Raw genomic sequence first — 11,492 nt, forward strand, 5'->3', positions numbered from 1 at the left:
CTGCCATGCCCGACCGCATCACCCTCGTCACTGCGCTGCAGGGCGCTGGCTGGCACCCCGCCGCCTGGCGCGTCGCCGGTCCGGCCGCGCAGCGCCTGTCGAGCCTCCGGCACTGGCGGGAGGTCGTCGTCGAGCAGGACCGGCTCGGCATCGACGCCGTCACCATCGAGGACTCGTTCACCGCCGGCCCGACGGCTGCCGACGACGACCTCGACACCACGACCGTCGTCGGACGCCTCGACGCCCTCCTCGTCGCGAACGCCGTCGCCCCCGCGACCCGAGCCATCGGTCTGGTGCCGACCGTCTCGGTGACGCACACCGAACCGTTCCACGTCGCCACGGGCCTCCAGACCCTGGACCACGTCTCGCTGGGGCGAGCCGGGTGGCGGATCCAGGTGAGCCCGACGACCCGCGAGGCGGCCCTCTTCGGCCGTCGACCCGGCGGCGACGACGCGGCCACGTTGTTCGACGAGGCCCGCGAGGCGGCGGAGGTCGTCTCCCGCCTCTGGGACAGCTGGGACGACGACGCGATCATCCGCGACGTCACGACCGGCCGGTTCGTCGACCGCGACCGGATCCACAACGCCGAGTACGCGGGCCGTCACCTGTCCGTGCACGGCGCGTCGATCGTGCCGCGGTCGCCGCAGGGGCGACCGCCGGTCTTCGCCCTGGCCCACCGCGCCGACGCTGCGGCGTTCGCCGTGGACGCTGCGGACGTCGTGCTCGTCACGCCCGGGTACGACGGCCTGGGCCCACGCCAGCCGGTACCCGACCGTCGCGAAGCGGCGGGCGGGCCGAGCTGGTGGGGAGAGGCGCGGGTCCTCTTGGACGAGGTCCGTCACCACGAGCAGGTGGCCGGGTCGGACGTCCGTCGTCCGGTCCTCGCCGACCTCGCGGTCCTGATCGGGTCCTCGACCGCTGCCGCGGCCGACGAGCTCGCCGCGCTCGACGCCGCTGCCGGCACCCCGTACGCCGTCGGCTCCGGGTCGGACACGTCCGTGCTCGCGACGACGGTGCCCGAACTCGTGTCGCTGATCGGGGACCTGCGGAGCCTCGGCTACGCCGGCGTCCGGCTCCGCCCCCTGCGCGTCCCGATCGACAGCACCGCGATCGCCCGGCAGCTCGTCCCCGCCCTCGTCACCGCCGGGCTCCGCGCCGACGTGGCGTCCCGTCCCAACGCCGACCTGCGCACGCGGCTCGGCATCGCCCCGGCGGTCAGCCGGTACGCCCGTCCGTCTTCCCTGGGGGTCTCAGCATGAGCACCAAGCGTCAGGTCCACCTCGCCGCACACTTCCCCGGTGTGAACAACACCACCATCTGGAGCGACGACCGCGCCGAGAGCCAGATCGCGTTCTCGTCGTTCGAGCACTTCGCCCGCAACGCCGAGCGCGGGTTCTTCGACTTCCTGTTCCTCGCCGAGGGCCTGCGGCTCCGCGAGCAGAAGGGGCGCATCCACGACCTCGACGTCGTCGGGCGTCCGAACACGCTCGCGGTCCTGGCCGCCCTGGCCGGGGTCACCGACCACATCGGGCTGGTCGGCACCCTGCAGACGACGTTCAACGAGCCGGTCGAGCTCGCGAAGCAGCTCGCCACGCTCGACCACCTGACCGACGGTCGTGCCGGTTGGAACGTCGTGACGAGCTCGGACGCGTTCCACGGCGCGAACTTCCGCCGCGGCGGGTTCCTCGCCCACGCCGACCGGTACACGCGGGCCGCCGAGTTCATCGCGCTGTCCCGCGAGCTCTGGGACTCGTGGCAGGCCGATGCCGTCGTCGCCGGCACCGCCGCGGGCGGCGCGCTGGCGGACGGCGTGTTCGCGGAGCGGTCGCGCATCCGCGACGTCGACCACCACGGCCCGCAGTTCGACGTCACCGGCACGTTCCCGGTGCCGCGCAGCCCGCAGCGGCACCCGGTGATCGTGCAGGCCGGCGACTCCGACGAGGGGCGTGACCTCGCCGCCGCGAACGCCGAGGTCATCTTCTCGCTGCACACCGAGTTCGACGACGCGCAGGCCTTCTACCGCGACGTCACCGAACGACTCGAACGGGTCGGCCGGTCGAAGGACGAGCTGCAGATCCTGCCCGGCGCGACGTTCGTGATCGGGTCGTCGGCGGAGGACGCCGAAGAACGGTCGAACGCCATCCGTCGCGCCCAGGTCAGCCCGGCCACGGCGATCGCGTTCCTCGAGCAGGTCTGGAACCGCGACCTGTCGTCGTACGACGTCGACGGCCCGCTGCCGACGATCGAACCCGACTACGAAGGCGCCGCGATCACCCGCGGGCGCGCACGGCACACCCGCGACGTCCCCGCCCTGGTGCAGTCCTGGCGGGACCTGGCCGAGGCCGAGCAACTGTCGATCCGCGACCTCGTCATCCGCGCCTCGACCCGCGGCGGGTTCGTCGGGACGGCGTCGCACATCGCCGCCGAGATCGACCGGTACGTGCAGGAGCGCGCGACCGACGGGTTCGTCGTCGTGCCGCACACCAACCCGTACGGCCTCGACGAGTTCGTCGACACGGTCGTCCCGCTGCTGCAGGAGCGCGGCGTCTACCGGCAGTCCTACGACGAGGGGGCGACCCTCCGGCAGACGCTCGACCTGCCCGGCACGATCCGCGACCGTTCGGCCGCCGCACGCACGGCCGCAGCGGCGGGTCCGGCGCGTGCGGCAGCGTCCACCGGGGTGCTCGCGTGACGGTCTCCAGCCTCGCGATCCTCGTCCCCGGCAACTTCGAGGACGACGCCCCCGTCGACGGCCTCGAGGCCACCCTCGACCTCTTCGCCACGGCCGAGCGGCTCGGCGTCGACGGCGCCTGGGTCCGGCACCGGCACCTCGAGCACGGCATCGGCTCGGCCGCGGTCTTCCTGGCGGCGGCGTCACAGCGGACCACCGCCATCGAGCTCGGCGTCGCCGTCGTCCCGATCGGGTGGGAGAGTCCCTTCCGCCTGGCCGAGGACTTCTCGCTCGCCGACGTCCTGTCGCACGGCCGGCTGCAGGTCGGCCTGTCCGCCGGATCGCCGCACGCCGAGATCCTGGGCGACCTGGTCTTCGACGGCGACTGGCGCACGTTCGACCGCGGGTACGGGCGGGTGTCCCGGTTCGTGGAGAACCTGCGCGGCGCGTTCCTCGGCGCGGACGACACCGTCATCCAGAGCCCCGGGAACGTCCAGCGCCCCCGGCTGCAGCCGTACGCACCGGGTCTGGTCGACCGGGTCTGGTACGGCGGCGGGTCGCTCCGGTCGGCCTCCTTCGCCGGCAGTTCCGGACTCAACCTGCTGCTCGGCAACCTCACCTCGGGCGAGGGCACCGACGACTACGGCACGGCCCAGCGGAACCAGCTCGCGGCGTACCGCGCCGCCCTGCCGACCGGCCGCACGCCCCGCGTCGCCTGGGGCCGCTGCGTCGTACCGACCGACTCGGCCGACCGGGTCTCGCGCGAGCGGTACCGCACCTGGTACGAGTCCCGTCTCGCACGGCAGACCGCGCCCCAGGGACCGCGGCGGACCCTGTTCTCCGCCGACCTGGTGGGGCCCGCCGAGCAGATCGTCGAGCAGCTCGTGCACGACGCCACCCTGGCCGAGGTCGACGAGTTCCGGATCGAGCTGCCCTACGAGTTCGCCGGTGACGAGTACGAGCAGATCGTCTCGGACGTCGTGGCGGAGGTTGCACCGGCGCTCGGATGGACGGCGCGGACGGCTCGGTCGGTGCCGACTCCGACCCCGGCGCCGACGCCGCAGGGGGTGGTCGCCGCATGACCCGCTACGTGCTCTCCCGCATCGGCCAGGCCGTGCTCGTGCTCTGGGCGGCGTGGACCATCTCGTTCTTCGTCCTCTACGTGCTGCCGAGCGACCCCGCACGGATCATGGTCGGCCCGGACGCCACCGACGTCACGGCGGCGCAGCTCGACGCGCTCCGACACCAGTACGGTCTCGACCAGCCCGTGCTCGTGCAGTACGTCCAGCACCTCGGCGCCCTGCTCACCGGCGACCTCGGCCGCTCGATCGGGGTCGGTCGACCGGTCGCCGACGTCATCGGTGAAGCGATCGCGCCGACCGCCCAGATCGCGGTCGCCGGCCTCGTGCTCGCGATCGTCTTCGGCGGCGGCGTCGCGGTCCTGGCGACCTGGACCCGGAACCGGGCCCTCGGCCAGTTCCTGCTCCAGCTGCCCCCGGTCGGCGTCGCCGTCCCCGGGTTCTGGTTCGCGCTGCTGCTGGTGCAGTGGTTCTCGTTCGGGCTGCACGTCTTCCCGGCGTTCGGCGGCGAGGGCCCGGCATCGATCGTCCTGCCGGCGATCACCCTGGCGCTGCCGACCGGTGCCACGATCGCCCAGCTGCTGTCGAAGTCCCTCGTCCAGACCCTCCGCGAGCCGTACGTGGACACCGCGTACGCCAAGGGTGCCGGGCGGTGGCGGGTGCAGCTCCGGCACGCGCTCAAGAACGCCGCGCTGCCCGCACTCACCGTGACGGGACTCATCGTCGGGCAGCTGTTCTCCGGCACCGTCGTCACCGAGACGGTGTTCTCCCGTCCGGGCCTCGGTCGGGTCACCGCCACCGCCGTGCAGCAGCAGGACATCCCCGTCGTGCAGGGCATCGTGCTGCTCGCGGCCGCGGTCTTCGTCGTCGTGAACCTGGTCGTCGACCTCGTGTACCCGCTGCTCGACCCGCGCGTCGTGGTCGCCGGCAGCCGTCGGAAGCTCCGCGACCACGACGGCGCGACACCGGGCGCGACACCGGGCGCGACACCGGGCGCGACGCCCGGCACCACTCCGTCCAGCGCCACCGAACCGAAGGCGGTCCCCGCATGACCGAGACCACGCAGCTCGCCATCGGGCGCCCCGCGTCGCTCGCCACCGGAGGCGTCCCCGACCGCGTCCCCGGCGGCACCACGACAGCGCTCCGTGCGCTCGTCGCCCGTCCGACGCTCACCGTCGCCCTCGTCTGGCTCGCCCTCGTCGTGCTCGCCGCGCTCCTGCCCGGAGCGCTCACCCACCACGACCCGCTCGCCGCCGATCCGGCCGCGCGGCTCACCGCTCCCGACGCCGCGCACTGGTTCGGCACCGACCAGCTCGGCCGCGACCTGTACGCCCGTGTCGTGCACGGCACCGCGCTCACGCTGCAGGCCGCGGTCCTCGCGATCGTCATCGGCCTGGTCGGCGGCTCGCTCGTCGGGCTCGTCGCCGGTTTCGTCGGCGGGGTCGTCGACGCCGTCCTCATGCGCGTCGCCGACGTCCTGCTCGCGATCCCGAGCCTGCTGCTCTCGTTGACGATCGTCACCGTGCTCGGCTTCGGCACCGTGAACGTCGCGGTGGCGGTCGGCGTCGCGAGCATCGCCACGATCGCCCGCATCATGCGCTCCGAGGTCGTCCGGGTCCGCACCGCGCCGTACGTCGAGGCCGCGAGCGCGAACGGCAACCGCTGGTGGCGCGTGCTGCTCGTGCACGTGCTGCCCAACGCGGCCGGTCCCGTCCTGGTGCTCGCCGCCCTCGAGTTCGGCACCGCGATCCTCGCCGTCTCGAGCCTGAGCTTCCTCGGCTACGGCGCGCAGCCGCCGCAGCCCGAGTGGGGTTCGCTCGTCGCCACCGGCCGCGACTTCATCGCGTCCTCGTGGTGGCTCACGACCATCCCCGGCCTGGTGATCGCCGTCACGGTGCTCGCCGGCAACCGCGTCGCCCGCGCGCTCGACACCGAACGAAGGGCCGTCCGATGAGCCTGCTCAGCATCCGAGACCTGACCGTCACCTACGGTCGCGGCCGCAGTGCGCGCACCGCGCTCCACGGCGTCTCGCTCGACGTCGGCCGCGGCGAGCGCGTCGCCATCGTCGGCGAGTCCGGTTCGGGCAAGTCGACGACGGCGCACGCGGTCCTCCGGCTCCTGCCCGCAGCGGCGGACCTGACGGGAGGCACTGTGCGGCTCTCCGGGGCGGCCGACGGTTCCGGGGACCTCGACCTGGTCACCGCGACGGACCGCCAGGTACGGTCCGTGCGCGGCGTGCGGATCGGCTTCGTGCCGCAGGACCCGACGGTGTCGCTCAACCCCGTGACGCGGATCGGCACCCAGGTCGCCGAGGTGCTCCGGATCCACGGGCTCGCCACCGGTGCCGAGGCCCGGGAACGCGCCGTCGAGGAGCTCCGCCGTGCCGGCATCGACCGTCCGGAGCTCCGTGCGCGGCAGTACCCGCACGAGCTGTCCGGCGGCATGCGGCAGCGTGTGCTCATCGCGATCGCCCTGATCGGCGACCCGGAGCTGCTCGTCGCGGACGAACCGACGAGCGCACTCGACGTCACGGTCCAGCGGACGATCCTCGATCACCTGGACCGGCTCGTCGCCGAGCGGGGCACGAGCGTGCTGTTCATCACGCACGACCTCGGGGTCGCCGCCGACCGGGCCGACCGCATCGTCGTGATGTCCGAGGGACGGATCGTCGAGCAGGGCACCCCGGCCGAGGTGCTCGGCGCACCCCGTGAGGCGTACACGCGCGCACTGATCGCAGCGGCGCCCAGTCTCGACGACGTGAGCGCGTCCGTGGGACGTGCCACGGGCCTCCCGACGGACAGCGGCGACCCACTCGTCGTCGCGACCGGACTGCGGAAGTCCTTCGACCGCGTGACCGCCGTCAACGGGGTGGACGTGACGGTCCCGCGGGGCCGAACCCTGGCGCTGGTGGGGGAGTCCGGGTCGGGCAAGTCGACCACCGCGCGCCTCGTGCTCGGACTCGAACGCCCGGACGCCGGCCGCGTGCGGTTCGACGGTGCCGACGTGGGCGGAGCCCGCGGTGCGGCGCTGCGGGCGTACCGGCGACGGGCGCAGATCGTGCAGCAGAACCCGTACGCGGCGCTGCACCCACGGCTGTCGGTGGGGGCGGTGATCGCGGACCCGCTCGCGGCCTTCGGCATCGGCACCCGGCAGTCCCGTACGGCTCGGGCGGCGGAGCTGCTCGACCTCGTCGCGCTGCCGTCCTCCGTGCTCGGTCGTCGCCCGGCGGAGCTCTCCGGCGGTCAGCGGCAGCGTGTGGCGATCGCCCGCGCACTCGCACTCGACCCGTCGTTCATCGTCCTCGACGAACCCGTCTCCGCCCTCGACGTGTCCGTCCAGGCGCAGATCCTCGACCTGCTCGCGGAGCTGCAGTCGACGCTCGGCGTCTCCTACCTGTTCATCTCCCACGACCTCGCCGTCGTCCGTCGCATCGCCCACGAGGTGTCCGTCCTGCGGGGCGGCCGCGTCGTGGAGCACGGCGACGTGGCGCAGGTGCTGCACGACCCGCAGCACGAGTACACGCGCGCACTGCTCGACGCGATCCCGGGACGATCCCGGCGCGTCCCCACCACCGAAGGAGTCTCATGACCACCCACCGCACCCCGTTCCGTCTGGTGGCCGCGATCGCGGCCGGCACCGCGGCGGCCCTGGTCATGGCGGGCTGCTCGTCGGGCGGTACCGCGTCGACGTCCTCGTCGTCGAAGCCGGTCGACGGCGGCTCGCTCACCTACGCCATCGCGAACGACCCGATCACGCTCAACCCGACGGGCACCGGCGCCGGCAACGACACGCTCGCCATCACCCGGCAGCTCGTCGACTCGCTGCTCTGGCAGGATCCGTCCGACGGCTCGCTCAAGCCGTGGCTCGCGACGAAGTACAAGGCGAACGCCGACGCCACCGCGTTCACGTTCGACCTGCGCTCCGGCGTCACGTTCTCGGACGGCACCGCGTTCGACGCGACGGCCGTCAAGGACACCTTCGACGACATCGCCTCGGCCGGGGCATCGAGCACGGCCGCCGCGTACTTCTCCGGCTACACGGGGACGAAGGTCGTCGACGACGACACGGTCGAGGTCGACTTCGGGGCGCCGAACGCCGCGTTCCCGAACGCCGCGTCGTCGGTCGCCCTCGGCATCGTCGCCCCGAAGACCACCGAGACCCCGTTCGACGACCGCGCCGACGGGAAGGCCGTGATCGGCACCGGACCGTTCACGCTGCAGTCGTACACGAAGAACACGTCCACGGTCCTGACGAAGCGAAAGGGGTACGACTGGGGCCCCGCGGCCCGAGGCGGGTCGGGGGCGGCGCACCTGTCGAAGGTCACGTTCCAGGTCGTGCCCGAGGCGAGCGTCCGCACCGGCAGCCTGCAGTCCGGGCAGCTCGACGCGATCAGCAGCGTGCAGCCGAGCGACGTCGACACCCTGCAGGCGCAGTACGACCTCGTCACCCGTGCCAACCCGGGCCAGGTGTTCGGGCTGACGTTCAACCAGAAGCGGCCGGTCGTGTCCGACCTGGTCGTCCGGAAGGCGATCGCGCAGGCCGTCGACCCGAAGACCGTGCGGGACACGTCCCTCAACGACCTGTTCGAGGTCGCGGACTCGGTCCTCGGGTCGACGACGCCCGGGTACGCGGACACGTCGTCCGGTTCGGCCGCGTACGACCCGAAGGCCGCTGCGGCCGCCCTGGACGACGCCGGGTGGGAGGAGGGCTCCGACGGCATCCGCGCGAAGGACGGCCAGAAGCTGCAGCTCAAGCTCATCTGGATCACGAACTTCGGGCCGAACCAGACCTCGCTCGAACTCATCCAGCAGGAGTTGAAGAAGATCGGCGTCGGTGTCACCCTCGAGAGCGGCACCGTGCCGCAGTACCTCGCAAACCTGACGAGCGGCGACTGGGACCTGTCGTGGGACAACAGCTCGCGCGCGGACGGCGACGTCCTGCGGTCGAAGTTCTCCAGCTCGGGTGCCCAGTCGATCGGTGCGTCGGACCCGACGCTCGACGCGCTCTTCACGAAGGAGCTGTCGCAGTCGTCGGCGGCCGACCGGTCGGCGACCTTCGGGGAGATCCAGCGGCGCATCGCGTCCCAGGTCGACTTCGTCCCGGTGCACGAGCTCACCAGCATCATCGCGCCGGCGACGGACGTGCACGGCATCGTGTTCGGCGCCGACACCCGGCTCGACCAGCTGACCGGCGCGTGGAAGGACGCCTCGTGAGCGCCGCTCGCTCCGTCCCGCTCTCGGTGCTCGACCTGGTGCCGGTCACCGCCGGGTCGTCCGCAGCCACAGCGCTCCACCGCACCGTCGACCTCGCCGTCGCCGCGGAACGTGCCGGGTACGCCCGCTACTGGCTCGCCGAGCACCACCTCAACCCCGGTGTCGCGGGCAGCGCGCCGACCATCGTGATCGGGGCGGTCGCCGCGGCCACGTCGACGATCCGGGTCGGCAGTGCGGCGACGCTCGTCGGCAACGTCCGCGGGCTGCAGATCGCCGAGACCTTCGGCACCCTCGCTGCGCTGTACGGGCCGCGGATCGACCTCGGGCTCGGCCGCTCCGGGGCGCCGGCACCCGGTACCCCGAAGCCGCCGTCGCTCGCACCCCGCTCGGACGAGGTCGTCGACGGACTGCTCGTGCCCGCACCGTTCGACTTCCGGATCGCACCGGGAAGCCGGTTCGCCCTGCAGGGGGAGCTGCTCGGACGCGTCCCCGGTGACGTCGACCGGTTCGAGGGCGAGCTGGAGCTCGTCCGGGAGCTCTTCGCCGGCACCTGGTCGCGGGACGGCGCCGTCGTCGGGGCGCCGCCGGCCACCGGAGCCGAGGTCGAACTGTGGATCCACGGGTCGACCGGCGGCGAGAGCGCCCGGGTCGCCGGAGCACTCGGACTGCCCTACGGCGCGAACTACCACACATCGCCCGGCACGGTCCTGGCGTCGGTGCAGGCCTACCGCGACGCGTTCCGCCCGGGAGTGCTCGACGCACCGCACGTCATCGTGTCGGCGGACGTCGTAATCGGGCGCACGGAGGCCGAGGCCGCGGAGCTGTCGCTCGGGTACGCGGAGTGGGTGCACTCGATCCGCTCCGGCGTCGGGGCGATCGAGTACCCGACGCCGTCCGCGGCACGTGCTACGCCGCTCGCTGCGGCGGAGGCGGCGTCGGTCGCCGATCGGCTCGCCACCCGGTTCGTCGGCGACGCTGCGGCCGTCGCGGAGCGCCTCGAGGTCCTGCAGCGGGCGACCGGCGCGGACGAGCTCCTGGTGACGACGATCACGCACGACCACGACGCCCGGGTGCGTTCGTACGAGCTGCTCGCGGCGGAGTGGGCGGCGCGGGGTGCTGCTGGTGCTGGTGCCGGTGCTGGTGCTGCGCGTGCGGGGGCTGGCGTGGGTGCCGGGGTGCGCTGACCGTACTGGTCCGTGTCGACCCGGAACGACGAGCTCGATGTCTCGCGACATCGGGTTCGTCGTCCGTGCGCACGTGCAACCGGTGGCGCCTGCACGAAGCGACATCGTGGTCGTCGCACGACGTCGACGATGTCGTTCGGCGTCGGTGCGCCTGCGGCCGGTACGCGTGCATGTTCCGACGATGCACCCGTTGATCGTCAGGTGGATCGTCGTCCTTTGCACATGCATCGAGTGCGCGTGCATGTTCCGACGATGCACGTGTCGATCACCTCGTGGAATGTCGGACGGTGCACGCGCACAGAACGACTCCCTCGACGTCGTGCGACATCGAGGGAGTCGTTCCGAGCCGAGCCCGCCCCGGACGAGCCCGGCTCAGCTCGCGTCGAGCGGCAGCCCCTCGGGGTTGACCTCGGAGTGCTGCACGGCCTCGTTCGACAGGTTGTAGGCCTTCAGCCACTTCGCGTAGGTGCCGTCGTCGATCAGCTCGTCGATGGCGTCCGCGATGGGTTCGGCGAGCCCGCTGTCCTTCTTCGTCGTCGCCGCGATGAGCCCCTGCAGGTCCCCGCCCGCGCCGGAGAACGTGCCCGCGGTCTTCGTCGGGTTCGCGCCGTCCGCGCTCAACGTGTTCTGGTACGCGACCGTCGGGTTCGGCCCGAAGTAGGCGTCGATCTTGCCGGAGTCGAGCGCCAGCTTCACGGCGTTGCCGTCCGGGTAGTACTTGATCGTGATCGTCTTGCCCTGCTTGGCGAGGTCGGCCTTCCAGCCGAGCAGGATGAGCTCCTGGTTGGTACCGGAGCTCACCGCGACGGTCTTGCCGGCGAGCACGGACGGGTCGCCGTCGAACGTCAACGAGGAGTCCTCCGGCACCTGCAGCGCGAGGTTGTCCTGACGGTACGAGGCGAAGTCGTACTTCTCCTTGCGCTGCTCGGTCACCGTGATGTTCGAGAACCCGGCGTCGTACTTGCCGCCGTCGATCCCGACGAACAGGTTGTCCCACGTGGCGTTCTGCACCTGGGCCTCGAGGCCGAGCTTCGCGGCGACGAGCCTGCCGAGGTCGGGCTCGGAGCCGGTCAGCGTCTTCTGGTCGTCGCCGGTGAACGCGAGCGGCGGGAACCCTGCCGGCAGCGCACCGATGCCGACGACGAGCTTGCCGGACTTCTTGACGGAGGCGGGGAGTTCGTCGTGCAGCTTCTCGTCCGCGTCGACCGTGACCTTCGTCTCGGTGGCGGCACCGTTCGACGCGGCGCCGATCGTGACCGTGCCGTCTGACGCACCGGAGCCGGAGCCGGAGCCGGCGGACGCCGACGTGGCGCACCCGGCGAGGGCGACGACGACTCCGGTGGCG

General features: G+C 72.6%; 9 protein-coding genes. 8 read left to right on the plus strand and 1 reads right to left on the minus strand.

What is annotated here, in order from left to right:
- Positions 1 to 5 precede the first annotated feature (5 nt).
- Genes OGL88_RS16425 through OGL88_RS16460 form a run of 8 tightly spaced genes read left to right on the plus strand, consistent with a single transcriptional unit; the run spans position 6 to position 10,147 of the window.
- A complete protein-coding gene (locus tag OGL88_RS16425; RefSeq protein WP_263092170.1) occupies positions 6 to 1,259 on the plus strand; it encodes an LLM class flavin-dependent oxidoreductase in 1,254 nt (417 codons plus the stop codon).
- Positions 1,256 to 2,692 (plus strand): NtaA/DmoA family FMN-dependent monooxygenase, encoded by a 1,437-nt coding sequence (locus tag OGL88_RS16430; protein WP_263092171.1) that lies wholly within the window; start codon positions 1,256 to 1,258, stop codon positions 2,690 to 2,692. The genes OGL88_RS16425 and OGL88_RS16430 overlap by 4 nt, the downstream gene beginning before the upstream one ends.
- Positions 2,689 to 3,753 carry an LLM class flavin-dependent oxidoreductase gene (locus OGL88_RS16435; protein ID WP_263092172.1) on the plus strand — a complete coding sequence of 355 codons (1,065 nt, stop codon included), beginning with the start codon at positions 2,689 to 2,691 and terminating at the stop codon, positions 3,751 to 3,753. The genes OGL88_RS16430 and OGL88_RS16435 overlap by 4 nt, the downstream gene beginning before the upstream one ends.
- Positions 3,750 to 4,802 (plus strand): ABC transporter permease, encoded by a 1,053-nt coding sequence (locus tag OGL88_RS16440; RefSeq protein WP_263092173.1) that lies wholly within the window; start codon positions 3,750 to 3,752, stop codon positions 4,800 to 4,802. The genes OGL88_RS16435 and OGL88_RS16440 overlap by 4 nt, the downstream gene beginning before the upstream one ends.
- Positions 4,799 to 5,704 carry an ABC transporter permease gene (locus OGL88_RS16445; protein ID WP_263092174.1) on the plus strand — a complete coding sequence of 302 codons (906 nt, stop codon included), beginning with the start codon at positions 4,799 to 4,801 and terminating at the stop codon, positions 5,702 to 5,704. The genes OGL88_RS16440 and OGL88_RS16445 overlap by 4 nt, the downstream gene beginning before the upstream one ends.
- Positions 5,701 to 7,338, plus strand: coding sequence for a dipeptide ABC transporter ATP-binding protein (locus OGL88_RS16450; protein ID WP_263092175.1), 1,638 nt, complete (start codon positions 5,701 to 5,703; stop codon positions 7,336 to 7,338). The genes OGL88_RS16445 and OGL88_RS16450 overlap by 4 nt, the downstream gene beginning before the upstream one ends.
- Positions 7,335 to 8,963: an ABC transporter substrate-binding protein gene (locus tag OGL88_RS16455; protein ID WP_263092176.1), complete on the plus strand. Its 1,629-nt coding sequence runs from the start codon at positions 7,335 to 7,337 to the stop codon at positions 8,961 to 8,963. The genes OGL88_RS16450 and OGL88_RS16455 overlap by 4 nt, the downstream gene beginning before the upstream one ends.
- On the plus strand, positions 8,960 to 10,147 hold the full coding sequence (locus OGL88_RS16460) for an LLM class flavin-dependent oxidoreductase (protein ID WP_263092177.1): 1,188 nt from the start codon (positions 8,960 to 8,962) through the stop codon (positions 10,145 to 10,147). The genes OGL88_RS16455 and OGL88_RS16460 overlap by 4 nt, the downstream gene beginning before the upstream one ends.
- Positions 10,148 to 10,519: 372 nt before the next feature.
- Here OGL88_RS16460 and OGL88_RS16465 read toward each other — a convergent pair.
- Positions 10,520 to 11,492, minus strand: a 973-nt coding sequence (locus tag OGL88_RS16465) for a transporter substrate-binding domain-containing protein (protein ID WP_263092178.1), incomplete at its 5' end; no start/stop codon positions are given.

It is taken from the genome of Curtobacterium sp. RIT-PI-V (assembly GCF_025642935.1).
Lineage (GTDB): Bacteria > Actinomycetota > Actinomycetes > Actinomycetales > Microbacteriaceae > Curtobacterium.